The organism is Streptomyces sp. NPDC101181 (assembly GCF_044767975.1).
Taxonomy (GTDB): domain Bacteria; phylum Actinomycetota; class Actinomycetes; order Streptomycetales; family Streptomycetaceae; genus Streptomyces.
Map to the genome: position 1 here is coordinate 1 of NZ_JBIWOX010000015.1, position 24640 is coordinate 24640.

Consider the following 24640-nt stretch of genomic DNA (forward strand, 5'->3'; position numbering starts at 1 on the left):
CACCCGCAAGAACTGACCCCCACACAACCAACCCGGACCCCAACCCCGGATCCGGACCTGGGCCGCACGGTGCACCCCACCGCGCGGCCCAGCGCTGTTCCGGGACACCATTGACGCAGGTCGAGCGGCCTTATAACTTCACTATACGGATGTTTGATTCCGGTAAGCGGAAGTGTCGAGCGTGGAGGGTGCGGTCATGGGTCAGCAGGAGAAGGTGGCGACGAGCCTCGCGGGCACGGTCAGCGAGGAGATCAGCGTCTCCCTCGCGCCGGTCGACGCGGAGCTGGCCCGCCGCTACCCGGGCGACCCGGGGACCCGTCAGCCCGTGCACACCGTCTACGTCCCCGGTGACGTCTTCGAGCCGGGCACCCTGCGCTCCTGGGGCGACCAGGCGCTGGCGGCCCTCGACGAACACGCCCCCGACGCCTCCTCGTTCGCCGCGGTGCTCGGCATCCCCGAGGAGCTGGCCGGGCCGGTCCACGACCGCGTACGGGCCAAGCTGGAGCGCGAGCCCGTCGAGGACCTGCGCATCGACTTCGAGGACGGTTACGGCCCCCGCCCGGACGCCGAGGAGGACGAGACCGCGGCCCGCGCCGCCCGGCTGGTCTCGGAGGCGTACGCCAACGGAACGGCGGCCCCGTACACGGGCATCCGGATGAAGTGCATGGAGGCGGGCGTACGCGACCGGGGCATCCGCACCGCGGACGTCTTCCTGACCGGGCTCATCGAGGCGGGCGGGCTGCCCGACGGGCTCGTGCTGACGCTGCCGAAGGTGACGTACCCGGAACAGGTCACCGCCTTCGTCCGGCTCCTCGAAGCCTTCGAGCGGGCGCACGGCCTGGCCGCCGGGAGCATCGGCTTCGAGATCCAGATCGAGACCAGCCAGTCCATCCTCGCCGCCGACGGCACCGCCGCCGTCGCCCGCATGATCGACGCGGCGCGGGGCCGGGCGACCGGGCTGCACTACGGCACCTTCGACTACAGCGCCTGCGTCGGGGTCAGCGCCGCCTACCAGGCCAGCGACCACCCGGCCGCCGACCACGCCAAGGCCGTCATGCAGGTCGCCGCCGCGGGTACCGGGGTGCGTGTCTCCGACGGCTCCACCAACGTGCTGCCCGTCGGCCCCACCGCGCAGGTCCACGAGGCCTGGCGGCTGCACTACGGCCTCACCCGCCGCGCCCTGGCCCGCGCCTACTACCAGGGCTGGGACATGCACCCCGGCCACCTGCCGACGCGGTACGCCGCCGTCTACACCTTCTACCGGGAGGGTCTGGAGCCCGCCGCCGCCCGGCTCGCCGCGTACGTGGCCAAGGCGGAGGGGGACGTCATGGACGAGCCCGCGACCGCCAAGGCCCTCAGCGGCTATCTGCTGCGCGGCATCGACTGCGGCGCGCTGGACACCGCCGAGGTCGCCCGGCTGACCGGCCTGACCCGCGCGGACCTGGACGTGTTCGCCTCGCCGCGCAGGGGGGACCTGACGGTCACCGCTCCCTAGGGTTCGTTGGCGCGGCCGACACACCGACTCGTCGGGCGGTGCGCCGACCGACCCGCTCAGCGCCCGGTCCGGGGGCGGCCACCGCCCTCGGACCGGGCGCTTTCACATCTTCCGGAGGGCCGCCGCACCGCCGCGCGCCCGGTAGGCGCGCATCTTGTGCCGGGCGCCGCAGAGGTCCATGTTGCACCAGAGCCCGTTGGACGAGGGCGCCCGGTCGTAGAAGATCCAGCGGCACTCCGGCGCCGCACACGCCTTGAGGCGGGAGGCGTGCCGCCCGGCCAGTCCGTCCCGCAGCAGGTCTTCGAGCACGGTCCGCACGATCTCCGCCACCGGCTCGTCCGTGACCGGCCGCAGGGCGAGGGCGCCGTCCGGGCGGACCGCAGGCGCTCCCGCGACGGCCGCGATCAGCCGGTTCAGGGAGTCCAGCGCCTCCGGCGAGGAGCGCTCCACGAGGAAGGCCCGCACCGTCTCCCGGGCTTCGCTCAGCGCTGCCAGCTCCGCCGGGGTGCTCGGCGTGGGCAGACCGCGTTCCGCCAGCCACCGCACCGCCGTCTCCGGCCGGGCGAGGTCGTCCTCGTCGTACAGGCGCGTCGCCGTGTTGCAGAACGCCTCGACCAGTTCCAGTTCGGCGGGCGCCGGGTTCCTTCGCATGCCCCCACTGTAGTTCCGTTACCGGCAAAAGCCTATTGCTGGTAATCTCGAAGAAGTACGGAAAACCGCACTCGCATGCAGGAGGCGCGTCATGAACGGGATGCTGACCAAGACCTTCGAGACCCCGGGCGGAACGGTCCGCTGGGGCGTCATGGGGGAGGGGGACCCGGTGGTGCTGGTGCACGGCACACCGTTCTCGTCCTACATCTGGCGCGACATCGCCCCCGCGCTGGCCCAGAATCACCAGGTCTTCCTCTTCGACCAGCTCGGCTACGGCCGGTCGGAGCGCCGTCCGGGCCAGGATCTGCGGCTGCCCGCCCAGGCGCGGGTGTTCACCGCCCTCCTGGACCACTGGGGGCTGGAGCGCCCGCCGCGCGTGATCGCCCACGACATCGGCGGGGCCGTGGTGCTGCGGGCGCTGCTGCTGGAGGGGGCCCGGTACGCCGATCTCACCCTCGCCGACGTGGTGGCCAGCGGCGACTGGGCGACCGGCCTGTTCCGGCTCGTACGGGAGAACGCGCACATCTTCGAGCAGCTGCCCGTCTACGCGCACGAGGCGCTGACCGAGAGCCACCTGCGCTTCGCGAGCCACCAGGGCTACCGGCCGGACGTCCTGGCCGCCCACCTCGACCCCTGGCGGGGCGAGGAGGGCCGCGCGGCGTACTACCGCCAGTACGGGCAGCTGGAGCAGTCGGCCACCGACGAGTTCCAGCACCTGCTGGGGAGTATCCCGGTGCCGACCCGGATCATCTGGGGGCGGGAGGACGGCTTCCTGCCGCCGCGCTTCGGCGAGCAGCTGCACGCGCTCATCCCGCACTCCGAGCTGCACTGGCTGGACGGGGCGGGCCACGCCGTCCCGGAGGACGCGCCCGCCCAGCTGCTGGCCCTGCTGACCCGGGAGTTCAGGGCAGTGTGATGTTCCGGCCCGGACCGCCCTCGGCCGTGTCCCGGCCGGGGCCGCCGATGAGCACGTCGTTGCCCGCCTCGCCGTGCAGCAGGTCGTCGCCGCTGCCGCCGATCAGCAGGTCGTCGCCGTCCCCGCCCATGACGTGGTCGTCGCCCGGCCCGGCGTGGACGAAGTCCGCACCGCCGGAGCCCTCGATCATGTCGTCGCCTTCGCCGCCCCACATCCGCTGGTCGCCGTCGTCGCCCATCAGATGGTCCATGCCCTCGCCGCCGTCCAGGACCACGCGTCCCATCACCATGTCGTCACCCTCGTCGCCCCGGACGGTGTGCGCGGTGTGGGCGTGCAGGGTGTCGTCGCCGGGGCCGCCGCTGACGGTGGCGACCCCGGGGTCGCTGGTGGCGATCTCGTCGTCGCCGTCGCCCAGGAAGACGTCGATCCGGTCGGGCCGGGCGCTGCCGGTGGGCAGCTCGCAGACGACGTAGGTGTCGACGCCCGGCTCCAGGTACGTGCAGTGGTCGCCCGGCTGGAGCGGCACCGAGTCCCGGAAGCCGATGCGCCTCACCCCGTCGCCCTCGTCCATCGGGACCACGTGGAGGTCGTTGACCTGCCCCGGGGCGGCGGTGAAGGTGATCGACTGCTTCGACCAGTCGGCACCGACGCGGGCTCCGCCCTCGGAGGGGGTGGGGGCCGCGACGGCGGGACCCGTCGCGAGGCCGGTGGCGAGCAGGGCGATGGCGGCAGACATCCTCGTGCGCTTCACGGCGACTCCTTCGGTGGGGGGCCCGCGCGGAGCGGGCAGGCGTGCGCATGCCAAGCGGTACGGTGTGGCGGTGGGGCGCCACGGTGGTGACGAGAGCGTACCCGGCTTGGTCTAGACCAAGCTAGGGTCGCAGCCGCTCGGTCAACTCCCCGACCCCGGACCGCCGGTGGGGGTCCGGGCCGCCCGGCGCCTCGCGATCGCACGCGCCGGTCGCCGCGCGGCCGTCCCGGGGGAGGCCGCGGCGGTGCGACGACACCCCCTAGGCAGGCGGCCGTTCGCCCGAACCGCGCGGGATCAGCGTCGTCGGCAGCTCGACCCGCACCGGCTCGTGGTCGGCACCGTCGAGGCGGCGGAACAGATGCTCGGCGGCGGTTCTGCCCACCGTCGCCGCGTCCTGCGAGATCACCGTGATGCCGAGCAGGTCGGCCAGCTCGATGTCGTCGAACCCGACCAGCGCGACGGGCCGTTCGCGCTCCGCGACGACCCGGACCACCGTCACCGTCACCCGGTTGTTCCCCGCGAAGAACGCGGTGACCGGCGCGGGGCCGCCGAGCATCGCCTCGGCCGCCGCCCTGACCCGGCCGGGGCCGGTCGGGCCGAGGGAGACCCACGCGTCCTCGACGGTGATCCCCGCGTCCGTCATCGCCGCGTGATAGCCCCGCAGCCGCTCGGTGGCCGTGTGGATGCGCGGCTGGTCCCCGATGAAGCCGATCCGGCGGTGGCCGTGCGCGATCAGGTGCGCCACACCCTGCCGCGCGCCCCCGAAGCTGTCCGAGAGCACCATGTCCGCCTCGACGCGGCCCGCCGGACGGTCCACGAAGACCGTGGCGACGCCCGCCTTGATCTCCGGTTCCAGGTAGCGGTGGTCGTCGCCCGCCGGGATGACGATCAGGCCGTCCACCCGCCGGGCGCACAGCGCGAGCACCAGCTCCTGCTCCCGCTCGGGGTCCTCGGCGCTGGAGCCGTTGATCAGGAGCGCTCCGTGGGCTCGGGCCACCTCCTCCACCGCACGGCTCAGCGGGCCGTAGAACGGGTCCGCCAGATCCTCCAGGACCAGCCCGATGGACGCCGTACGCCCCTTGCGCAGCACGCGCGCGCTGTCATTGCGGCGGAAGCCGAGCGCCTCGATCGCCTCCTGCACGCGGCGCTCGGTGTCGGGCGTGACGCCGGGCTCGCTGTTCACCACCCGGGACACCGTCTTGAGGCCGACTCCGGCACGGGCCGCCACGTCCTTCATGGTCGGCCGGTTGCCGTAGCGGGTCTCGGAATGACGGGTGGTCCGGTCCACGTGCGCTGTCCTGTCGTCGGCCTACGGGCGGTTCTGCGGCGCCCCGGCCCGGCCCTCGCGGGGCGCCGCGGGGGTGAACGGAGGCTGTGGCGTCGAGCATAGGCCCTGGACAACGTTGTCAACAGGCTGGAGACTGTGCAGACTGTGGAGGGAACTCGCAGGTCCCGTCCCTTCACCGATCCGGAGAACCCACACCGATGCATACCGACCTCGTCGCCGCGCTCGACATCGGAGGCACCAAGATCGCCGGAGCGCTGGTGGACGGCGACGGATCCCTCCTCGTACGGGCACAGCGGCCGACGCCCGCCCGGGAGGGCGCCGAGGCGGTGATGGGGGCCGTCGACGAGGTCCTGGGCGAGCTGATGGCCTCCCCGCTGTGGGGCCGGGCGGGCTTCGCGGGCATCGGCAGCGCAGGTCCGGTCGACGCGGCCGCCGGTACGGTCAGCCCGGTCAACGTCCCCGGCTGGCGCGACTTCCCGCTGGTGGAGCGGGTGTGCAAGACGACGGGCGGGCTCCAGGTCGCGCTGGTGGGCGACGGGGTCGCGATGACGGCGGCCGAGCACTGGCTCGGCGCGGCACGCGGGTACGACAACGCGCTGTGCCTGGTGGTGTCCACCGGCGTCGGCGGCGGACTGATCCTCGGCGGTGCGCTGCGCCCCGGCCCCTCCGGCAACGCCGGTCACATCGGCCACATCAGCGTGGACCTGGACGGCGACCCGTGCCCGTGCGGTTCGCGCGGGTGCGTCGAAGGCATCGCCAGCGGCCCCAACATCGCCCGCCGCGCCCTGGAGGGCGGCTGGCGGCCCGGCCCGGACGGGGACGCCTCGGCGGCCGCCGTCGCGGTCGCCGCCCGCGCCGGTGACCCGGTCGCCCTCGCCTCCTACGAGCGCGCCGCCCAGGCCCTCGCGGCCGGGATCGCCGCCACGGCCACCCTGGCCGACCTGGACATCGCGGTGATCGGCGGCGGCGTCGCCGGGGCGGGCGACGTGCTCTTCGCACCGCTGCGCCGCAGCCTGCGCGACTACGCCACGCTGTCCTACCTGCGGCGGCTGACCGTGGCCCCCGCGGTGATGGGCACCGACGCGGGCCTGGTCGGCGCGGCGGCGGCCGCGATCGCGCTGCGCTGAGGACGCGCCGGACCCCCCGGGGCACCCGCGCACCGCGCCCCCGGCGCCCGCCCCCGGCACGGCGGGGCCTCCGCGGGCCCGGCGTATCGTCGGGGGCCCCGGGGCGGCCGGTGCGGCCGTGTCCGGGCAACGCCGTCGCCCCGGCGGGGTTTCCGCGCCAGGGTGTTGCGGGCAAGCCACAGGGGGCTACGGAGGAGGGGGAACCGTGATCGTCTGGCTCAACGGTGCGTTCGGTGCGGGCAAGACCAGTGCCGCGGCCGAACTGATCGATCTGATTCCGGACAGCACGCTGTACGACCCGGAGGTCACCGGCGCGGGGCTGCGCGGTCTGCTGCCCCAGAAGAGACTCGCCGAGGTCGCCGACTTCCAGGACCTGCCGATCTGGCGGCGCCTCGTGGTGGACACGGCGGCGGCGCTGCTCGCCGAGGCGCCCGGAACGCTGATCGTCCCGATGACCCTGCTGCGGCAGGAGTACCGCGACGAGATCTTCGGCGGCCTCGCCTCCCGGCGCATCCCGGTCCGGCATGTGGCGCTCTCACCTGAGGAAACGATCCTGCGCGCCAGGATCGCGGGCCGGGAGGAGGTCCCCGGCGACGCCGAGCAGAGCGAACGGGTGCGCCGGTGGGCGTACGCGCACATCGCCCCCTACTACGACGCGCTGGCCTGGATCGCCGAGGACGCCCACGTTGTCGACAACGGCGCGCTCACCCCGCGCGAGACCGCCCGGCGGATCGCGGAGGCCGTCCGGACCGGCAGCGCCCCGCCGTGCGCCATCGTCCAGAGCCCCCCGCCGACGGCGGAGACCGTCGCCGCCGGGGTCCTCCTCTTCGACGAGCGGGACCGGGTGCTGCTCGTCGACCCCACGTACAAGCCGGGCTGGGAGTTTCCCGGCGGGGTGGTCGAGGCGGGCGAGGCCCCGGCCCAGGCGGGTATCCGGGAGGTCGCCGAGGAGACCGGGCTGCGCCTGGACCGGGTCCCGGCCCTGCTGGTGGTCGACTGGGAACCACCCCACCCACCCGGTTACGGGGGGCTGCGCTTCCTCTTCGACGGGGGCCTGCTGCGCTCCCGGGACGCCGGACGGCTGCTGCTGCCCGGCTCCGAACTCCGCGGCTGGCGCTTCGTCACCGAGGAGGAGGCGGCCGGCCTGCTGCCGCCCACTCGGTACGAGCGGCTGCGCTGGGCCCTGCGGGCACGCGAACGGTCCACGGTGCTCAACCTGGAGGCCGGCGTCCCGGTGGGCTGAGGCGGCCGCCCCCGTCCACCGGCGGCCCGCCCCGCGCCCGCCGCCCGTCTACGGTCGCCACGGCTGCGTGACGTCCGGCGTACGTCAGCGGGATGCCGGGCTTACGTCAGCGGCACGGTCGCCGTACGTCAGCGGGACGCGCGCCCCGGCCCGGCGGCACGGCGGGCGTACGCGCGCCGTGCGTCAGGGGCGGCCACGTCAGCCGCACGCGTCCACGCCTCCGCGCGTGCGCACGTGCTCCCCGTGAGGCCCGGCGGGCGTCATCTCCGGCCGGGTCAGGCCTTCTTCGACTCCGCGTAGTTCCGCAGGAACAGCGCCTCGGCGACCGACATCCGCTCCAGTTCCTCGGGCGAGACGCTCTCGTTCACCGCGTGGATCTGCGCCTCGGGCTCGCTGAGCCCGATCAGCAGGATCTCCGCCTCGGGGTAGAGACCGGCCAGGGTGTTGCAGAGCGGGATCGAGCCGCCCATCCCCGAGGACTGCATCTCCTGGCCGGGGTAGGCCTCCCGCATCGCGTCCGCCATCGCCGCGTACGCCGGGCTCGTCGTGTCGGCGCGGAACGGCTGGCCCTGACCCACCTGCTCCACCTCGACCCGGGCGCCCCACGGGGCCCGCGTTTCCAGATGGGCGGTGAGCAGCTTGGTGGCCGCGGCCGCGTCCTGGCCCGGCGGCACCCGCAGGCTGACCTGGGCCCGCGCGCTCGCCTGCACGGACGGGGTCGCGCCGACCACCGGCGGGCAGTCGATGCCGACGACGGTGACGGCGGGCCGCGCCCAGATCCGGTCCGCGACCGTACCCGCGCCGATCAGCTCCACCCCGTCCAGCACCTTGGCGTCCTGCCGGAACTCCGCCTCCGGGTACGGCATGCCGTCCCAGTCCGTGTCACCGGTCAGACCGTCGACCGTGGTCGTCCCGTCCTCCGCGCGCAGGGTGGCCAGCAGCTGGATCATCGCGGCCAGCGCGTCCGGGGCCGCACCGCCGAACTGCCCGGAGTGCAGGTTCCCTTCGAGGGTTTCCAGCCGCACCCGCAGCATCGTCATCCCGCGCAGCGTCGAGGTGACCGTCGGGAGCCCGGCCCGGAAGTTCCCGGTGTCGCCGATGACGATCGTGTCGGCGGCGAGCAACTCCGGATGCGCCTCCGCGTACCGCTCCAGGCCGCCGGTGCCCTGCTCCTCGGAGCCCTCGGCGATCACCTTCACCGAGACCGGGACCCCGCCGTCCGCCCGGAGGGCGCGCAGCGCGAGCAGGTGCATGATGAACCCGCCCTTGCAGTCGGCCGTGCCCCGGCCGTACCAGCGGCCGTCGCGCTCGGTCAGCTGGAACGGCGGGGAGACCCACGCCGCCTCGTCCAGCGGCGGCTGCACGTCGTAGTGCGCGTAGAGCAGCACGGTCGGGGAACCGGCCGGGCCGGGCAGGTACCCGTAGACGGACTGGCTGCCGTCCGGGGTGTCCAGCAGGGCCACGTCGGAGAACCCCTCGGCGCGCAGCGCGTCGGCGACCCAGTTCGCCGCCCCCTCGCACTCGCTCCTCGGGAACACCGCGGGATCCGCCACCGACTGGAACGCGACCAGCTCGGCCAGCTCCGCCCGCGCGCGGGGCATCAGCGAGGCGACGGTCTCGGGAATCGGACGGGCGGTCATGGGGCACGCTCCTCGTGGGTGCGACGTCTAAGGAAAGGGCGCGGGGTGTACGCGACCGTGTACGACGCCGTCTCCGCGACGACGCATGTACGACGAAATCATGGCCGATCCTCCCACAGGAGGGCTCGGCCGGGGCGCGCCGTAGGATGCCGTGAGCAGCTTGGGGCCACTGGTCGGATCAGGAGCAGAACCACATCGTGAGCAGCGAGAACGCAGACGCCGGACGTGAGCCGGACGCCGGACGTGAGCCGGAGGAGTCGTCCGTCTGGGACGTCGTCGTGGTCGGCGCCGGGCCCGCCGGGGCATCGGCGGCGTACGCGGCGGCAGTGGCGGGCCGCAGGGTCCTGCTGCTGGAGAAGGCGGAACTGCCGCGCTACAAGACCTGCGGCGGGGGAATCATCGGCTTCTCGCGCGACGCGCTGCCGCCGGGATTCGAACTGCCGCTGAAGGACCGCGTCCACGCGGTCACGTTCTCGCTCAACGGGAAGCTGACCCGTACCCGCCGCTCCCGGCGGATGCTCTTCGGGCTCATCAACCGCCCGGAGTTCGACGCCGGGCTGGTGGAGGAGGCGCAGAAGGCCGGGGCCGAACTGCGCACCGGCGCCTCGGTGGTCCGGGTCGAGCAGCACGGTCCCGCCGTCCCCGACCGCCGAACGGTCGCCGTGGTGCTGGCCGGTGGCGAGACGGTGCTCGCGCGGGCGGTCGTCGGCGCGGACGGCAGCGCGGGCCGGATAGGGGCCCATGTCGGGGTGAAGCTGGACCAGGTCGACCTCGGCCTGGAGGCCGAGATCCCGGTCCCGGCGACCGTCGCGGAGGACTGGGCGGGCCGGGTGCTCATCGACTGGGGCCCGATGCCCGGGAGTTACGGGTGGGTCTTCCCCAAGGGCGACACCCTGACCGTCGGGGTCATCTCGGCGCGCGGCGACGGGGCGGGCACCAAGCGGTATCTGGAGGACTTCATCGCCCGGCTGGGGCTCGCCGGGTTCGAGCCGTCCGTCTCCTCGGGCCACCTCACCCGCTGCCGCGCCGACGACTCACCGCTCTCCCGCGGCCGGGTCCTGGTCTGCGGGGACGCGGCCGGACTGCTGGAGCCGTGGACCCGCGAGGGCATCTCCTTCGCCCTGCGCTCCGGCCGGCTCGCGGGGGAGTGGGCGGTGCGGATCGCCGAGTCGCACGACGCGGTGGACGCCCGCCGCCAGGCCCTCAACTACGCCTTCGCCATCAAGGCCGGGCTCGGTGTGGAGATGGGCGTCGGCCGCCGCATGCTCAAGCTGTTCGAGCGGCGGCCCGGCGTGCTGCACGCGGTGCTGACCGGATTCCGTCCGGCCTGGAAGTCGTTCGCCGGAGTCACCCGGGGGACGACGTCGCTGGCCGAGCTGGTCCGCACGCACCCGCTGGCGCAGCGGGCGCTGAGCGCGCTGGACCGGTAGCAGGCAGCCGCTGACCGGGTGGGCGGCGGTCCGGGCGGCCGGTGAGGCCGGGACCGCCGTCAGTCGGTGACCGTGATGTGGAAGACCGGGTGGTCGGGGAGGGCGGCCAGCAGTTCGGCGTCCGTCGACTTCGCCGTGACCCCCTGGAAGTACTGGTTGACCTCCCAGCCCCACCGCTTCAGATAGGCCCGGACGATCCGGGCCTTCTGCGCGTCGTCCGCGATCTCCACGGCCGTGAAGCGGCTGACCTTGCGTCCCAGCCGCAGTTCCCCGCCGCCCGCGACACGCATGTTGCGCACCCACTGCGAGTGGCCGCGCGCCGAGACGAGGTACCGCTCCCCCTCGAAACTGTGGGCGTTGACCGGAACGCGCTGCCACGTCCCGCTCTTGCGTCCGCGGACCGACATCTCGGTGGAGCCCATGAAGCTGATGCCGTGCCGGGCCAGCCACCCGACGAATCTGTTGAAGCGCTGGGTGGCGGTGCCCGCCCGGTGGTAGTGCGTCTGCGACATGGGAACTCCTGTGGTCCGAATGCTGCGCCAGAGCGCTGCAACTTTACGAGATCAGTGCTCTCGCTCGACGCCAGTGTGCACCCGGACGCCGACAAAAGCAAGAGCACTGCTCTGGTCTGTGTTCGGCGATCCGATTCCGTGGCACACTGACCGCATGAGCACCATCCAAGGGGCAAGGGAACGCGCCCGTGCCGAAGTGACCGCGGCCATCAAGGCCGAGGCCAGGAAACAGCTCGCGGCGCAGGGCGCCGCCCAGCTCTCGCTGCGGGCCGTCGCCCGGGAGCTGGGCATGGTCTCCTCCGCGCTCTACCGCTACTTCCCGAGCCGGGACGAGCTGCTCACCGCGCTGATCGTCGACGCGTACGACGCGGTCGGCGAGGCCGCGGAGCGGGCGGAACGGGCGGCCGGGACCGCTCCACCCGCCGAGCGCTGGACCGCCGTGGCCTGTGCCGTACGGGAGTGGGGGCTCGCCCACCCCCATGAGTACGGCCTGATCCACGGCTCGCCCGTCCCCGGCTACAGTGCCCCGGCGGCCACGGTGGAGCCCGCCTCCCGGGTGCCGATGGTCCTCATCGGCATCGTCCGCACCGCTTCCCGGGCCGACGACCTCACCCCGCCGCCACTCGCCCCCGGCCTGCGCGCCGACGCGGAGCGGATGACCGCCGAGTTCGCCCAGGGGGTTCCTCCCGAGTGCGTCGCGGCGCTGGTCGCCGCCTGGGCCCAGCTGTCCGGGCTGATCACCTTCGAGCTGTTCGGCCAGTTCAACCGGCTCGTCGAGGCACGGGAGGAGCTGTTCCGGCAGACCGCCGGTGAGCTGGCCCGCTCGGTGGGTCTGCGCGACCCCCGTACGGCCTGACGGCGCCGCTCCCCGGCGGCGTACTCCCCGGGGAGTACGCGTGATCGCCACGCACGGCGGACGGCTCCGGGCCCGTCCGCCGTCTAGCGTGGCCGCCATGGACGAACACCACCCGCCGCGCCGGAGCGGACCGCCGCCGTGGCTGACCGGGGCGCGCCCGCGCCGCACCGCCGGGCTGCCCTGGGTCTCGACGGCCGCGCTCCTGGTGTTCGTCATGGCCGGTACGGGCTTCGCCGAGCAAGGGCAGGACCGCCGCCCCCTGGACCTGGCGGCCCGGCTGCTGCTGCTCGCCGCGGTCGGCGCGCTCCTCCTGCGCCGCCGCCGTCCCGCGGCCGCCGCGGCCGTCACCTGCGCGGTGACCCTGGTCTACCTCGCGGCGGGCTATCCGTACGGGCCGGTGTTCCTCGCCGTCGCCGTCGGCTGCTTCAGCGCGATCGCCTCCGGCCACCGCAAGGCCGGCTGGTGGTCGCTGGGCGGGCTGTGGGCCGGACACCTGCTCCTGGTCCACTGGCTGTACCGCTGGCTGCCGCCCGAGGGCGACCGGGGCGCGCCCTGGGCGCAGGAGGGCGTCATCGCCGCCTGGGTGGTGGCCGTCGTCGCCGCCGCCGAACTGCTGCGGGTGCGCCGTGAGCAGTGGGCGGCCGCGCGGGCGGAGCGGGAGGCGGCGGAGCGGCGGCGGGCGGGCGAGGAGCGGCTGCGGATGGCTCGCGAGCTGCACGACGTACTGGCCCACAGCATCTCCGTCATCAACGTGCAGGCCGGGGTCGGGCTGGCGCTGCTCGACTCCGACCCGGAGCAGGCCCGGACCGCCCTCACCACGATCAAGGGCGCCAGCAAGGAGGCGCTCGACGAGGTACGTCAGGTGCTCGCCAGCCTCCGTACCCCCGGCGACGCCCCGACCTCCCCGGCCCCCGGCCTCGACCGACTCCCCGAGCTGACCGAACAGGCGGCGGGCGCCGGACTCACCGTCACCGTGGAGAGCGAGGGCCGCCCCGCCGCCCTCCCGCCCGGGGCCGACCTCGCCGCCTTCCGCATCGTCCAGGAGGCTTTGACCAACGTCGTCCGCCACTCGGGCTCCCGTACCGCCCTGGTCCACGTCGCCCACGCCCCCGGGCTCCTGCGGCTCCGCGTCGACGATGAGGGACCTGCCACCGGCGGTGATGCCGGGGGCAGCGGCAACGGACTCGTCGGGATGCGGGAGCGGGCCGCCGCCCTCGGTGGCACGATCGAGGCGGGCCCCCGCCCGGACGGCGGCTTCCGGGTCCTGGCCGAACTGCCCTTCACCGAACCGGACCGCGGCGTCCACCGCCGGTGTCCGCCGGAGCCCTCCGAGGAGACACCGTGATCCGCGTCCTGCTCGCCGACGACCAGCTCCTGGTCCGCGCGGGCTTCCGGGCCCTGCTCGACGCCCAGCCGGACATCGAGGTCGCCGGGGAGGCCGCCGACGGGGAGGAGGCCGTCCGCCTGGTGCGCGAACTACGGCCCGACACCGTGCTGATGGACATCCGCATGCCCCGGCTGGACGGACTGGCCGCCACCCGGCGCATCACCGGCGACCCGGACCTGGACGCGGTGAAGGTGGTCATGCTCACCACCTTCGAACTCGACGAGTACGTCTTCGAAGCCCTCCGCAACGGGGCGTCGGGCTTCCTCGTCAAGGACACCGAACCGGAGGAACTGCTGCGCGCGGTCCGGGCGGTGGTCGGCGGGGACGCGCTGCTCTCGCCGGGTGTGACCCGCCGTCTGATCGCGGAGTTCGCCGCCCGCTCCAAGGAACCGACGGCCGCCGCCTCGCTCGCCCGGCTCACCGAACGGGAACGCGAGGTGATGGCGCTGGTCGGGATCGGTCTGTCGAACGAGGAGATCGCCCGCAGGCTGGTGGTCAGCCCGCTCACCGCGAAGACCCACGTCAGCCGCACGATGGTGAAGCTCGGGGCCCGCGACCGCGCTCAACTCGTCGTCCTCGCCTACGAATCGGGCCTGGTGCGCCCCGGCTGGCTCGGCTGACCCGCGCCCCATGGAGTGACGCCGGCGGTCCCGGCCGCGCGGTCCGCCGCGACCGGGGCCGCGCCTGAGCCGCCCGGCGCGCGAAGTCGAGCGATGTGCCCGGCGTTCCTCCCCACGGTGACGGGGCCGGGTTCCGGCCGGGGGTCAGGCGCCCTGCGGATGCGCGGACCCCGTGGTTCCGGCCCGGCGCATCAGCCGTACGAACCAGCCCAGAGCCGTCGACTGGAGGAGGACGGAGACCACCAGCGCCACGACGAGATACCACGCCGGGCCGCCCGTCTCCGCGCCCGCCAGGGTCCCCCCGACGAGGAACAGGAAGACGGCCGGGGCCGCGAGCAGGAACAGCCAGACACCGGCGAACGAGGCGTCCGCGTGCGTGACGAACAGGGCGTCCACGGCGACGTAGACCGCTGCCGCGAGCACCACGCCGAGGTACACGAGGGACGCGGGGTTGCGGAAGGTCAGCCGCACCAGGCCGTCGAGGCGCGGATGGCCGCTCAGCCTCCTCCCAAGGCCGCCGGTCAGCCGCCTCGGCAGTCGGTCGGTCAGCTGCTTCATGGTGCGCTCCCTTGCTCGGTCCGGCTTCCATCGTGTGCCGGGGGAGCGGAACCCGCCTGAGTACCCCTACTCAATCGACCGTGTGTGCGGGCGATCAGGTGTGCGCGTCCGCCGCGGTGAGGGTGGCGTTACGGGCCGCGTACCCGAGGGCGGCGGCCGCGGCGGCGAGCAGGGCCACCGTCGTCAGCGCCACCGGCAGCGAGAACCACTCGGCGAGGAAACCGATCGCGGGCGGGCCGAGCAGCATCCCGCCGTAACCGAGGGTGGAGGCCGCGGCGACTCCGCCCGGCCCCGCCAGCTCGCCCGCGCGCCCCACGGCGACCGGGAAGATGTTGGCGAGCCCCAGTCCGGTGACCGCGAACCCGGCGAGCGCCAGCCAGGCGGTGGGCGCCAGCGAGCCCAGCAGCATCCCGGCCGCCGCGGTCGTCCCGCCGAGCACGAGGGTGCGGGTCTGGCCGAGCCGTTCCAGGAGCAGGGTCCCGGTGAGCCTGCCCACCGTCATGGTCAGGGCGAACAGCGCGTATCCGGCGGCGGCGAGCCCCGGGTGCGCACCGAGGTCCTGCTCCAGGTGGAGCGCGCCCCAGTCGGCCAGCGCCCCCTCGCCGTACGCCGTGCACAGGGCGATCACGCCGAAGAGCGCGACGATCCGGCGGGCCCGGGGCGACAGCCGCGGCCGGGACCGCCGCGACCCGGGGGCCTCGGGGGCCGGGGGCGCGGGGCGGTGGCGCAGCAGGGACGGTCCGGCGGCAGCGGTGACGAGCAGACCGGTCCCGGCGAGCAGGAACAGGTGGGTGGAGGCGGAGAGGCCGCCCGCGACCAGCCCGCCGAGCCCCGCCCCGACCATGCCGCCGAGGCTGAAGGCCGCGTGGAAGCTGGGCATCACGGGGCGGCGCAGCGCGGCGACCAGGTCGACCGCGGCGCTGTTCATCGCCACGTTCATACCGCCGTACGCCGCCCCGAAGACCAGCAGGACCAGGCCGAGCGAGAGCGGCGAACGGGTCTGCGCGGGCAGCGCGATGCTGAGCGGGAGCAGGATCCCGCAGGCGACGGTGACGGCGTGGCTGCCGTAGCGGCGGCACAGGCGGCCGGTGAGCATCATGGTGATGACGGCCCCGGCGGAGACGCCGAGCAGGGCGAGTCCGAGGCTGGAGGCGGAGGCTCCCGTCTGCTGCTTGATGGCCGGGATACGGACCACCCAGCCGGCGAAGAGGAAGCCGTCGAGGGCGAAGAACACGGTCAGCGCGGTACGCAGGCGGGCCGACGCGGGCGGGGCGGTGTCGCCGCCAGGTCCCCCCGGTAGGGCCGTCCGCAGTTTGTTTAGTTGCGGCACAAAGTCAGCATAGGGGCCGGGCGACGGCGCACGCAAGACCGTCCTCCCGGGGTCGTCCGGGTGGTGTGCCGACCGTCCGCCCAGGGTCCCTCGGCGTTCGGGGCGGCCCGGGATCATGGGAGACTCGCCCCCATGAACGGCAAGGCGACCCCCACCCGGACGAAGTTGGAGAGAGGCCGCAGCGCGCTCGGGCCCGCACTCGAACTGGTCCACACCGGACGCGCCCCCACGCGGGCCGTGCTCACCTCCGAACTCGGCGTCACCCGCGCCACCGCCGGGGCGGTCGCCGCCGAACTGGAGGCGCTCGGACTGATCCGGGTCGACTCCAGCCCCGGCGCCGCGGCCGGGTCCCAGGGCCGCCCCTCGCACCGGCTGTCCGTACGGGAGAGTGGCCCCGTCGTCCTCGCCGCCCAGGTGCACGCCGACGGCTTCCGGGCGGCGCTCGTCGGACTCGGCGGCCGGATCGTCGCCACGGCGCCAGGGTGCGTCGCGGTGATGGCCGACCCCGCGCAGGTGCTCGGCGAGGTGGTCGCCGCCGGTGCCCGGCTGCTGCGGGAGGGCGGACTGCGCTGCGTGGGCGCGGGGCTCGCCGTGCCGTCGGCGGTCGCCGAACCCGAGGGGACCGCGCTCAACCCCCTGCACCTCGCCTGGCCCGCGGGCTCCCCGGTCCGGGACATCTTCGCCGCCTGCGTCCGGGAAGCGGGCATCACCGGACCCGCCTTCACCGGCAACGACGTCAACCTCGCCGCCCTGGCCGAACACCGGCACGGGGCCGGACGCGGCGCCCAGCACCTGCTCTGCGTCGCCACCGGCCACCGGGGCGTCGGCGGGGCCCTGGTCCTCGACGGCCGCCTGCACAGCGGCAGTTCGGGCCTCGCACTGGAGGTGGGTCACCTCACCGTGAACCCCGAGGGGCGGCCCTGCTACTGCGGCGGGCGCGGCTGCCTCGACGTGGAGACCGACCCGCTGGCCTTCCTCGCCACCGCCCGGCGCGAACCCGGCCCCGAGGAGTCGCTCCTGAAGCAGGCGGGCGACCTGCTGCGCACGGAGTACGGGGACGCGGACGTGCGCCGCGCCGCGGAGGAGCTGATCGACCGCCTCGGCCTCGGCCTCGCCGGGCTCGTCAACATCCTCAATCCGGACCGCATCATCCTCGGCGGGCTCCACCGCGAACTGCTGGAGGCGGACCCGGAGCGGTTGCGCGCCGTCGTCGCCGACCGCAGCCTGTGGGGGCGCAGCGGCAGCGTCCCGATCCTGCCGTGCACCCTCGCCCACAACAGCCTCGTGGGCGCGGCCGAACTGGCCTGGCAGCCGGTCCTGGACGACCCCCTCGCCGCGCTGGTCTGAGCCGCCGCCGCCGCCGACCGGACCCGGACCGCCGGACGGTGGTGCGCTCCCCGTACGGACAGGGGGCGCGCGATGCTCCCCCCGGAGTACCCGCACGGCCGCCCGGCGGACGACGCCCCGCGCACCCCGCCACGGGCACTCTCGTAGCAGACCGGAACACCGGCGCCGAATCGACCGCGCCGTTGGTGAACGAGGGAGCTGACCGATATGAACACCCTGGCGTACTCCGGCGGGCCCGGCCCCTGGGTCCTGCTGTTCCCGCTCGTCTGGGCGGCGGTGATCTTCGGTGTCGTGACTCTGCTGCGCCGCACCGGGTGGCGCGGGCGCCGAGGCCCGTGGCAGGGGCCCGGCGCCTTCCGGGGAGGGCCCGGCGAGTCGTCGCCGATCGCCCTGCTCGGCCGGCGCTTCGCCGCGGGGGAGATCGACGAGGACGAGTACTGGCGCCGACTGTCCGTGCTGGACGAACAGTTCGGGCTCCACGCGGGCGGCCGCACGTCCTGAGAGCCGGGTGGCGCACCGGGCGTAGGGCCCCGGCGCCCCGCCGGAAGAACCCCGTCCGGCCCGGTCAGCCGACGACGGCCGACCGGACGGACGGGGCCGTGATGTCCTCGGGGGTGATGGTCACGGACCCGAACGGCCCGTCGGTCATCGACCCGTACACCGCGAGCGGCGGCAGGTTCGACGCGGCGGTCACCGCCGGGAGGGTGAACCAGACGGCCTTCCCCGAGGGACCCTCGGGCCGCACGCCCCAGCTCTCGCTGACGGCGGCGATCAGGGCCAGCCCCCGGCCCGAGGTGGCGAACGAGTCGGCCTCGTGCACCGTGGGCAGACGGGGATCGTGGTCGTGGACGGAGACCGTCAGCCGGTCGAGCAGCAGCTCGATGTCGACGGTGCATGACTTGTCCGGCTGTGCGTGCCGGTGAACGTTGGTGAGAAGCTCGGTGACGCCCAGGGCCGCCTGGTCGATCAGAGGATCGAGATGCCAGTAGCGCAGCTGCGCCGAGATGATCCTGCGGACCTGACCGATCCGCGGCGGCATTGCCTGGAGCGCCACCGTGCAGTGCCTGCTTGGCTCGCTGATCACGGCTGCGACTCCCCGAAATAGGTCCGGAAGACGAGAGACCCACGGAGCCGGCGGACGACTGACCGCCGAATCCGCTGTGCTCTTGTCGTGTCTGCTCGTGTCGCGCGACCCGGCCCGTCGGGCGGATCGCTCTGTCACCGAGGGTGCACCTTCAGTGACGTGGGACCAGCGTGGCCCAGGGGATACGGCTCCGCAACTCGCGGCGGAGCCCGGTGGTCCGGGACGAGCCATCAGCCGGCCCGTCCCGGCGGGTCAGTCCCGGCGGCCGCGAGCGCTGCGCAGCGCCTCCAGGAAACGCCGCAGTGGAGCGGCCCCGCCGCGTCTGCGGTTGCGCTGCCCCATGGTCAGCCGGTAGCGCACCCCGTTCACCCGGGCGATGACCGAATCCGCCGCGATGAACCACCACTTGCGCGCCCGGACCGTGCCCACCGGGGCGCTGTCGATCTCCCGCCCGTAGCTCGTGAGCAGGGACAGCCTGCCGTCCTTGACGACCACCTGACCGGCCCTGGTCAGCGACCGGGTGAACCGCTCGATCCTGACCCCCGACGCACTGAACTCGACGTCCGCCATCGCGGATCCGCCCCCCTCCGTCGCCACTCCTGCTGAGCAGTGTGCACCGGCGTGGGCCCGATGGCCAGGGCGCACGGAGGCGCGGTCCGGCTCGCCCCGCCCCGCCCGCCACAGCCGCCCCCCGCGCGTGGGGTCAAAGGCGTTGCTATGGCTCGTCAAAGTGACCGTTTGTGCAGGTGGGGGGCATATCGTGGCAGGAGCAGCAGCGCAGCCACCAGCGGCGGGAGCAGACCGATGAAGAGCACTGAGCACGGGCAGGTCCGCGGGCCCGCGGCGACCGTGGACGTCGACCGCAGCGACCCGGAGTACCGGGCCTGGCTGAAGGAGGCCGTGCGCAAGGTGCAGGCCGACGCGAACCGGTCGGCCGACACCCATCTGCTGCGCTTCCCGCTGCCCGAGGAGTGGGGCATCGACCTCTACCTCAAGGACGAGTCGACGCACCCCACCGGCAGCCTCAAGCACCGGCTCGCCCGCTCGCTCTTCCTCTACGGCCTCTGCAACGGCTGGATCCGGCCCGGCAAGCCGGTCATCGAGGCGTCCAGCGGCTCCACCGCCGTGTCCGAGGCGTACTTCGCCAAGCTGATCGGCGTACCGTTCATCGCCGTGATGCCCCGCACCACCAGCCCGGAGAAATGCCGCCTCATCGAATTCCACGGCGGGCAGTGCCACTTCGTCGACGACTCGCGCACGATGTACGAGCAGTCCGCCGCGCTCGCCACCGAGACCGGCGGCCACTACATGGACCAGTTCACCTACGCGGAGCGCGCCACCGACTGGCGCGGCAACAACAACATCGCCGAGTCGATCTACCAGCAACTCCGCCTGGAGCGCTACCCGGAACCCACCTGGATCGTCGCCACCGCCGGGACCGGCGGCACCTCGGCCACCATCGCCCGCTACGTCCACTACCTCCAGCACGACACCCGCGTCTGCGTGCCCGACCCGGAGAACTCCTGCTTCTTCGACGGCTGGACCCACCACGACCCGGACGCCACCAGCGACCGCGGCTCGCGGATCGAGGGCATCGGCCGCCCCCGGATGGAGCCCAGCTTCGTGCCCGGGGCCGTCGACCGGATGATGAAGGTCCCCGACGCGGCGAGCGTGGCCGCCGTCCGCGCCCTGGAGCGGGCCATCGGCCGCAAGGCGGGCGGCTCCACCGGTACCGGACTGTGGAGCGCGTTCAAGCTGATCGCCGAGATGGTCGAGCAGGGCGAGCGGGGCAGTGTGGTCACCCTGCTGTGCGACCCGGGCGACCGCTACCTGGACAAGTACTACTCCGACTCCTGGCTGGAGGAGCAGGGCCTGGACATCGCCCCGTACACCACGGCGATCGAGGAGTTCCTCGCCACCGGCACCTGGCCCTGCTGACGGACCGCGGCCACCGTCCGGGCCTGCCCCGCCGGGCTCGCGTCACCTCGACGGGCCCGGACACCCTTCACTGCGCCGGGCCCGCCAGCCGGGCGTCCAGGCGGCGCATCGCGTCCCGGAAGGACCGGCCCAGGCCCGCCCGCCCCAGCCCCAGAGCGAGGCGGAACGGGCCGCTCCCGTCGGCGGCGAACGTCCACCGCACCCGGGTCCCGGACCCCTCCGGGGTGAGCCGCCACTCCTCCAGCAGGGCCCGCAGCCCGGGGGCGTTGGTCGCGTCGACCCGGTAGGCGTACCGCTCGCCCGGCTCGGCGGCCAGCACCGTCTCCCGGAAACGGACCCCGCCCCGCAACCGCACCTCCCGGCCCGCCCCCGCGTCCGTGGGCGCGGCCCGGGTGACGGCGGTGAACCACGCGGGCCAGCCGGTGACATCCTCGGCGAGCGCCCGGTACACCACGTCGGCCGGTGCGGACACCTCGGCGGCGAACACCAGACGGAGCGGCGCGGAGTCCACGAACTCCATTCCCACGGTACGGAGTCGGTGGGCCATGGCACGCACCTCCCGGCGGTCTGCGGCGTACGGAGCGCACACCCTAGCGGCCGGGCCGTGCGTTGTCTGTACCACTGTCGGCCACCGGCTCGGCCCGCCCGCTCAGTGCACCGCCGTCAGCGTGCCGCCCTCGCGCAGCGCCCCCGTCAGCCGGACCGTCGCGTCACGCGGGGCGCGCACCGCGAGCGTCGGGCCTGACGCCGCGTCCTTCACCGTGCCGCTCGCCTCGATCCTGGTCACCGCGCGGCTGCCCGCCGCCAGGACGTACCACTGGCCGGAGTCGGCCTTCCAGTGCGTGCCCGCCAGGACGTGCTGGCCGAACCTGCTGCACAGGGCCGTGTCCTCGCGGTCGGCGACCACCGTGCCCGGGTCGGTGGGCGAGGTGGCAGGCCGGAGGAACTGCACCAGGACCCGGCCCGCACCCCGCCAGGTGTCGGCGCGGGTGCACAGCCAGTCGGCCGACGCCCCGCCCTCGGGCAGCCGCTGCTCGGCGAAGGCCCAGTTGTTCACCGACCGCACCCCCGACCCGCTGAGCGTCCGGAGGGAGCACGCCGTACGGGCCCAGGCGACCAGTGCCTCGGGGCCGGTCGCCTCCCGGGGCTGCCGGGAGGGCGCGCCCCGGCCCGGCTTCGGGGTGTAGGTGAGGTGGGCCGGGGTGAGGTCACCCAGATCAGTGATCAGGAACGCGTGTTTCTCCACGATGCGCTCGGAGGACCGCAACTGCAGGACCGGCCAGGTGTCGCAGCCTCCGGCCGGGGCGGGCCGGGCCACCGCGGCCGTGACCCCGTCCGGGCCGACGTCCAGCGGACGGCCCGGGGTGTCGGGGGCGAGGAGGTCGCGGGTGGTGGACTCCGCGATCCACGGGGCGAGCAGGAACCGGGCCCGCTGCCCCGCACGGCTGACGACGACGGCCGCACCCGACGTCACGTCCGCGTCATCGGTCCGGGCGAAGTCCAGCGCGGCACCGCCGGACCCGGACAGCGGCTCCGCGTACCGCACCACCCGCACCCCCGCGTCGTGGAACAGCACGACCGCCGCCCCGTCCACCTCACCGGCGAACAGCAGCCGGGGCGGCTGGGCGGGCGGCACCGTCACCGTGCCGGGGGAGGCGGAGACCGTCACCGTCTTCGGCGGCTGCGCCCACACCCGCAGCGCCCGGCCCAGCAGTTCGGTGTCGTCCGTGCGCCCGCCCCGCGCGGGCCAGGCCGAGAAGTCGATGCGCGAGGTGTCCGCCCACCGCTCCGGAGCCGTCCGCGCCAGCTTGGCCGGGTCGAGCGCCGGGCCGGCCGGGGGCTCGGCGGCCCGGGACCTCTCCGGGCCCCGCACCTGGTCGTCGACCGCCACCGCGAGACCGCCCGCCACCACGCACAGCACCGCGGCCAGGGCCACCGCCCGCGTCCGGTGCCTGCGGCGCAGCAGGTCGCTCGGACGGGTCTGGACCGTGCACGGGTCGAACTCGCCCGACCGCAGCGAGGCCCGCGCCGCCGCCCGGTCCGGACCGCCCAGCCGGGCCGCCCGGCGCACCGCGGCCGCCGGTTCGGAGACCTTCGCCTCGGCGAGCAGCGCCCGTACCCCGGACTCGTCCAGCCCCTCCAGCAGGTGCAGCGCGAACGCCGCCCGTACCTCACCCGGCACCTCGGACAGGGCACGGTCCAGGGCCAGTTCGTCGGCACCGCCCGCCCGGGGGAAGAGCCGCAGCCCCCACACCACCGGCGTCGACGGGCGCAGCACGGCCGGGACCGGCAGCCGCCCCGGCCACCAGCGGGGCCGCCGCTCGTACGCGAGGGCGGAGCGCAGCACGCGCAGCCGCATCAGGGCGTAGGGGGCGCCCGACGGGCTGCTGTCCGCCGTGCCGTCCGCCGTCGCCTCGCCCGACGTTATGGCGTCGGCCCTCGAACCGCGCGCCGCGGCCCGTCGGCCCGGCACCGCCTTCGCGCGGCGCGACTGGGCGGGCACCCGGGGGGCGTCCGCGGTGACACCGGTGACGGGCAGGGCCCGTTGGACGGCGGCATGGGCGGCCAGGACCCGGCGGTGCCGGCCGAGCGCGGGCGGCAGGACGACGTAGGCGAGCCGCACCAGGCGGGGGTAGTGCTCGACGAGAGCGGCCTCGGCCTGCCGCACGTCGGTGCGGTCGGGACGGGCTTCGGCCCGCTGCTGCGGTTGGTGGATCGGCATGAGTGCGCCTTCCGGCGGTGGCGGAGTGTCATACCTGCCAACGAGTCAATCGTGTGACGGTCACATCACCCGCACCGCGACGGCCGCCCGATCGTTGGTGATCTTCACGCGGCCCCGGCCCACCGGGCTCCGTCAGGGGGAGCCGGGGGCGGAGAGCAGCGAGTCCAGGACGCCGCCGAACAGGCGGCGCCCCGAGGAGGCGAGCAGCGGGTCACCCCACCCGGGCAACAGCCGCACCCGCAGCTCCTCGACCCACACCACATGGGAACCGGCGTCCGTCGGCAGCACGTCGATCGAGGCCCGGCCCAGCACCACCGACCCCCGCTTCTCCAGTCGGCACACCCCGGCCCGGCCCCCGGCGGGCGGGGTCCACCGCACCACTTCCATCGGATCGTCGAACGCCAGCGGCCCCAGACCCGTACGGGCCACGAAGACTGTTCCGACCCGTGTCGGCAGCCCCGTCGGCACCGAGATCCTGGTCAGCGGAACCCGCGCGGCGTGCCGCTCCCAGTCGGTCACCCGGCGCCAGGCCTCGGCGGCGGGGAGAGGGGAGAAGCGCTCGACGCGGAAGACGGCCACCCCGCGATCCTATGGGGTGTCCGGCGAACCCGCGCGGGAAGGACGAGGCCCCGGCCGCACCGCGGGGCGCGCCTCAGCCTCCGGCGGGGGCCGGAGCGTCACCGCTCGGCGCGCCGTCCGCGGGCGTGCCGGTGGACGGAGTGCCGGCGGGGGACTCGCCCGCCACCAGCAGACCCGGCAGATGCTCCCCGATCTCCTCGCGCAGCCCGGGAGCGAGCCCCGCGTCCGTGACGAAGGTGTCGACCTCCTCCAGCGACGCGAAGGAACTCAGGCCCACCGTGCCCCACTTGGTGTGGTCGGCCACGACCACGATCCGCCGTGCCGCCCGGACGAACCGGCGGTTGGTCTCGGCCTCCGCGAGGTTCGGCGTGGACAGGCCCGCCTCGGCGGAGATGCCGTGCACGCCGAGGAAGAGCACGTCGAAGTGGAGCGAGCCGATGGCCCGGTCCGCGACCGGACCCACCAGCGAGTCCGAGGGCGTACGCACCCCGCCCGTCAGCACCACCGTCGCCGCCCCGGGGCGCGTGCTCCGCCCGGCGGCGGGACGCTGTGCGTCGTGGAACACGTCGGCCACCCGCACCGAGTTGGTGACCACCGTCAGATCCGGCACGTCCAGCAGCTGGCGGGCCAGCGCGAAGGTCGTCGTTCCGCCCGAGAGCGCGATCGCGCTGCCCGGCACCGCCAGCGCCGCCGCGGCCCGCGCGATGTCCTCCTTGGCGCTCAGCTCCAGCGCCGACTTCGCCTCGAACCCGGGCTCGTGCGTACTGGCCTCGATGACCGGGACCGCGCCGCCGTGGACCTTCTCGATGACACCCTGCCGGTCCAGCGCGTCCAGATCCCGGCGGATCGTCATGTCCGAGACGTTCAGCTTGCGGGTCAGCTCGTTGACCCGGACCCCGCCCCGCCTGCGCACCTCGTCGAGGATCAGCGCACGGCGCTGCTCCGCGAGCAGGTTCTGATTCTCGCTCAACGCCGGGTCCGTTCCTTCCCTGTGGCCGTAGCGGTCCGCAGCGGTCCGCGACATCCGCTCATCCTGCCACGCAGGCATGTCTCGCGTGCCACCTGGGGAGATTCCGTGAGACCGCTCACGCGCACACCCCCGGCCGGGGATCGTGGCTCCCGGCGGCCGCGCCGCTCGCCCGTGGCGGGCCCCGCCACCGCTGACC

24 protein-coding genes are annotated in these 24640 nt (G+C 74.5%); 11 read left to right on the plus strand and 13 right to left on the minus strand.

Annotated features, from left to right (window positions below; translation table 11 throughout):
* Positions 1-196: 196 nt before the first annotated feature.
* Complete coding sequence (locus tag ACIRRU_RS21490; protein ID WP_403682884.1) at positions 197-1495, plus strand: DUF6986 family protein; 1299 nt, start codon at positions 197-199, stop codon at positions 1493-1495.
* Between the two features lie 102 nt (positions 1496-1597).
* Here the strand turns inward: ACIRRU_RS21490 and ACIRRU_RS21495 are convergent, their stop codons facing one another.
* Positions 1598-2146 carry a CGNR zinc finger domain-containing protein gene (locus ACIRRU_RS21495; RefSeq protein WP_403682886.1) on the minus strand — a complete coding sequence of 183 codons (549 nt, stop codon included), beginning with the start codon at positions 2144-2146 and terminating at the stop codon, positions 1598-1600.
* A gap of 91 nt (positions 2147-2237) precedes the next feature.
* Here ACIRRU_RS21495 and ACIRRU_RS21500 point away from each other — a divergent pair, with 91 nt between their 5' ends.
* The gene (locus tag ACIRRU_RS21500) at positions 2238-3062 is read left to right on the plus strand and encodes an alpha/beta hydrolase (RefSeq protein WP_363203760.1); all 825 of its coding nucleotides are present in this window, start codon (positions 2238-2240) and stop codon (positions 3060-3062) included.
* Here the strand turns inward: ACIRRU_RS21500 and ACIRRU_RS21505 are convergent.
* Both ACIRRU_RS21505 and ACIRRU_RS21510 read right to left on the minus strand, forming a co-directional pair.
* Positions 3049-3798, minus strand: a complete 750-nt coding sequence (locus tag ACIRRU_RS21505) for a calcium-binding protein (RefSeq protein ID WP_403683209.1) — start codon at positions 3796-3798, stop codon at positions 3049-3051. The two genes, ACIRRU_RS21500 and ACIRRU_RS21505, sit on opposite strands and share 14 nt — an antisense overlap.
* A gap of 274 nt (positions 3799-4072) precedes the next feature.
* On the minus strand, positions 4073-5101 hold the full coding sequence (locus ACIRRU_RS21510; protein ID WP_403682889.1) for a LacI family DNA-binding transcriptional regulator: 1029 nt from the start codon (positions 5099-5101) through the stop codon (positions 4073-4075).
* Between the two features lie 197 nt (positions 5102-5298).
* Here ACIRRU_RS21510 and ACIRRU_RS21515 point away from each other — a divergent pair, with 197 nt between their 5' ends.
* Both ACIRRU_RS21515 and ACIRRU_RS21520 read left to right on the plus strand, forming a co-directional pair.
* Positions 5299-6228 (plus strand): ROK family protein, encoded by a 930-nt coding sequence (locus ACIRRU_RS21515; protein WP_363203758.1) that lies wholly within the window; start codon positions 5299-5301, stop codon positions 6226-6228.
* 205 nt (positions 6229-6433) lie between these two features.
* Entirely contained in the window at positions 6434-7471 is a 1038-nt protein-coding gene (locus tag ACIRRU_RS21520; protein ID WP_403682892.1) for an NUDIX domain-containing protein, read from the plus strand.
* A 275-nt stretch (positions 7472-7746) separates the two neighbouring features.
* Here the strand turns inward: ACIRRU_RS21520 and ACIRRU_RS21525 are convergent, their stop codons facing one another.
* Positions 7747-9111 (minus strand): dipeptidase, encoded by a 1365-nt coding sequence (locus ACIRRU_RS21525; protein WP_403682894.1) that lies wholly within the window; start codon positions 9109-9111, stop codon positions 7747-7749.
* 197 nt (positions 9112-9308) lie between these two features.
* Between ACIRRU_RS21525 and ACIRRU_RS21530 the strand changes: the two genes are divergently transcribed.
* The gene (locus tag ACIRRU_RS21530; protein WP_363203755.1) at positions 9309-10541 is read left to right on the plus strand and encodes a geranylgeranyl reductase family protein; all 1233 of its coding nucleotides are present in this window, start codon (positions 9309-9311) and stop codon (positions 10539-10541) included.
* A gap of 59 nt (positions 10542-10600) precedes the next feature.
* Here ACIRRU_RS21530 and ACIRRU_RS21535 read toward each other — a convergent pair whose 3' ends face one another.
* The gene (locus ACIRRU_RS21535) at positions 10601-11053 is read right to left on the minus strand and encodes a nitroreductase/quinone reductase family protein (RefSeq protein WP_403682896.1); all 453 of its coding nucleotides are present in this window, start codon (positions 11051-11053) and stop codon (positions 10601-10603) included.
* 154 nt (positions 11054-11207) lie between these two features.
* Here ACIRRU_RS21535 and ACIRRU_RS21540 point away from each other — a divergent pair, with 154 nt between their 5' ends.
* The 3 genes from ACIRRU_RS21540 to ACIRRU_RS21550 all read left to right on the plus strand — a co-directional run bounded on the left by ACIRRU_RS21540 (position 11208) and on the right by ACIRRU_RS21550 (position 13916).
* Positions 11208-11909 carry a TetR/AcrR family transcriptional regulator gene (locus ACIRRU_RS21540; protein ID WP_403682898.1) on the plus strand — a complete coding sequence of 234 codons (702 nt, stop codon included), beginning with the start codon at positions 11208-11210 and terminating at the stop codon, positions 11907-11909.
* A 97-nt stretch (positions 11910-12006) separates the two neighbouring features.
* Positions 12007-13254, plus strand: a complete 1248-nt coding sequence (locus ACIRRU_RS21545; protein ID WP_403682901.1) for a sensor histidine kinase — start codon at positions 12007-12009, stop codon at positions 13252-13254.
* Complete coding sequence (locus ACIRRU_RS21550; RefSeq protein ID WP_363203752.1) at positions 13251-13916, plus strand: response regulator transcription factor; 666 nt, start codon at positions 13251-13253, stop codon at positions 13914-13916. Before ACIRRU_RS21545 ends, ACIRRU_RS21550 begins: the two co-directional genes overlap by 4 nt.
* Before the next feature lie 144 nt (positions 13917-14060).
* Here the strand turns inward: ACIRRU_RS21550 and ACIRRU_RS21555 are convergent, their stop codons facing one another.
* Together ACIRRU_RS21555 and ACIRRU_RS21560 are read right to left on the minus strand one after the other, a co-directional pair.
* The gene (locus ACIRRU_RS21555; RefSeq protein ID WP_403682904.1) at positions 14061-14474 is read right to left on the minus strand and encodes an SCO4225 family membrane protein; all 414 of its coding nucleotides are present in this window, start codon (positions 14472-14474) and stop codon (positions 14061-14063) included.
* A gap of 94 nt (positions 14475-14568) precedes the next feature.
* Positions 14569-15708 carry an MFS transporter gene (locus tag ACIRRU_RS21560; protein WP_403683211.1) on the minus strand — a complete coding sequence of 380 codons (1140 nt, stop codon included), beginning with the start codon at positions 15706-15708 and terminating at the stop codon, positions 14569-14571.
* Between the two features lie 228 nt (positions 15709-15936).
* Here ACIRRU_RS21560 and ACIRRU_RS21565 point away from each other — a divergent pair, with 228 nt between their 5' ends.
* A complete protein-coding gene (locus ACIRRU_RS21565) occupies positions 15937-17151 on the plus strand; it encodes an ROK family protein (RefSeq protein ID WP_403682906.1) in 1215 nt (404 codons plus the stop codon).
* A 207-nt stretch (positions 17152-17358) separates the two neighbouring features.
* Positions 17359-17652, plus strand: coding sequence for an SHOCT domain-containing protein (locus ACIRRU_RS21570; protein ID WP_403682909.1), 294 nt, complete (start codon positions 17359-17361; stop codon positions 17650-17652).
* 64 nt (positions 17653-17716) lie between these two features.
* Here the strand turns inward: ACIRRU_RS21570 and ACIRRU_RS21575 are convergent, their stop codons facing one another.
* Positions 17717-18235: an ATP-binding protein gene (locus ACIRRU_RS21575; RefSeq protein WP_403682911.1), complete on the minus strand. Its 519-nt coding sequence runs from the start codon at positions 18233-18235 to the stop codon at positions 17717-17719.
* Between the two features lie 252 nt (positions 18236-18487).
* Positions 18488-18805 carry a hypothetical protein gene (locus ACIRRU_RS21580; RefSeq protein ID WP_363203747.1) on the minus strand — a complete coding sequence of 106 codons (318 nt, stop codon included), beginning with the start codon at positions 18803-18805 and terminating at the stop codon, positions 18488-18490.
* A gap of 234 nt (positions 18806-19039) precedes the next feature.
* On the opposite strand from ACIRRU_RS21580, the gene ACIRRU_RS21585 reads away from it, so the two are divergent.
* The gene (locus ACIRRU_RS21585) at positions 19040-20173 is read left to right on the plus strand and encodes a PLP-dependent cysteine synthase family protein (RefSeq protein WP_403682914.1); all 1134 of its coding nucleotides are present in this window, start codon (positions 19040-19042) and stop codon (positions 20171-20173) included.
* Positions 20174-20240: 67 nt separating this feature from the next.
* On the opposite strand, the gene ACIRRU_RS21590 is transcribed toward ACIRRU_RS21585, so the two are convergent.
* From ACIRRU_RS21590 to ACIRRU_RS21605, 4 genes are all read right to left on the minus strand, one after another.
* Positions 20241-20720: an SRPBCC family protein gene (locus tag ACIRRU_RS21590; protein WP_403682916.1), complete on the minus strand. Its 480-nt coding sequence runs from the start codon at positions 20718-20720 to the stop codon at positions 20241-20243.
* Positions 20721-20822: 102 nt separating this feature from the next.
* Positions 20823-22895, minus strand: coding sequence for a hypothetical protein (locus tag ACIRRU_RS21595; protein ID WP_403682919.1), 2073 nt, complete (start codon positions 22893-22895; stop codon positions 20823-20825).
* A gap of 132 nt (positions 22896-23027) precedes the next feature.
* Positions 23028-23474, minus strand: coding sequence for an SRPBCC family protein (locus ACIRRU_RS21600; protein WP_403682921.1), 447 nt, complete (start codon positions 23472-23474; stop codon positions 23028-23030).
* Positions 23475-23547: 73 nt separating this feature from the next.
* A complete protein-coding gene (locus tag ACIRRU_RS21605) occupies positions 23548-24444 on the minus strand; it encodes a DeoR/GlpR family DNA-binding transcription regulator (protein WP_403682924.1) in 897 nt (298 codons plus the stop codon).
* Positions 24445-24640 lie beyond the last annotated feature (196 nt).

Coding starts and splice junctions, on each gene's coding strand:
- ACIRRU_RS21590 (WP_403682916.1), bottom strand. CDS start 20,720: ATGGCCCACCGACTCCGTACCGTGGGAATGGAGTTCGTGGACTCCGCG.
- ACIRRU_RS21585 (WP_403682914.1), top strand. CDS start 19,040: ATGAAGAGCACTGAGCACGGGCAGGTCCGCGGGCCCGCGGCGACCGTG.
- ACIRRU_RS21495 (WP_403682886.1), bottom strand. CDS start 2,146: ATGCGAAGGAACCCGGCGCCCGCCGAACTGGAACTGGTCGAGGCGTTC.
- ACIRRU_RS21540 (WP_403682898.1), top strand. CDS start 11,208: ATGAGCACCATCCAAGGGGCAAGGGAACGCGCCCGTGCCGAAGTGACC.
- ACIRRU_RS21500 (WP_363203760.1), top strand. CDS start 2,238: ATGAACGGGATGCTGACCAAGACCTTCGAGACCCCGGGCGGAACGGTC.
- ACIRRU_RS21535 (WP_403682896.1), bottom strand. CDS start 11,053: ATGTCGCAGACGCACTACCACCGGGCGGGCACCGCCACCCAGCGCTTC.
- ACIRRU_RS21545 (WP_403682901.1), top strand. CDS start 12,007: ATGGACGAACACCACCCGCCGCGCCGGAGCGGACCGCCGCCGTGGCTG.
- ACIRRU_RS21570 (WP_403682909.1), top strand. CDS start 17,359: ATGAACACCCTGGCGTACTCCGGCGGGCCCGGCCCCTGGGTCCTGCTG.
- ACIRRU_RS21595 (WP_403682919.1), bottom strand. CDS start 22,895: ATGCCGATCCACCAACCGCAGCAGCGGGCCGAAGCCCGTCCCGACCGC.
- ACIRRU_RS21505 (WP_403683209.1), bottom strand. CDS start 3,798: ATGTCTGCCGCCATCGCCCTGCTCGCCACCGGCCTCGCGACGGGTCCC.
- ACIRRU_RS21580 (WP_363203747.1), bottom strand. CDS start 18,805: ATGGCGGACGTCGAGTTCAGTGCGTCGGGGGTCAGGATCGAGCGGTTC.
- ACIRRU_RS21525 (WP_403682894.1), bottom strand. CDS start 9,111: ATGACCGCCCGTCCGATTCCCGAGACCGTCGCCTCGCTGATGCCCCGC.
- ACIRRU_RS21515 (WP_363203758.1), top strand. CDS start 5,299: ATGCATACCGACCTCGTCGCCGCGCTCGACATCGGAGGCACCAAGATC.
- ACIRRU_RS21490 (WP_403682884.1), top strand. CDS start 197: ATGGGTCAGCAGGAGAAGGTGGCGACGAGCCTCGCGGGCACGGTCAGC.
- ACIRRU_RS21565 (WP_403682906.1), top strand. CDS start 15,937: ATGAACGGCAAGGCGACCCCCACCCGGACGAAGTTGGAGAGAGGCCGC.
- ACIRRU_RS21555 (WP_403682904.1), bottom strand. CDS start 14,474: ATGAAGCAGCTGACCGACCGACTGCCGAGGCGGCTGACCGGCGGCCTT.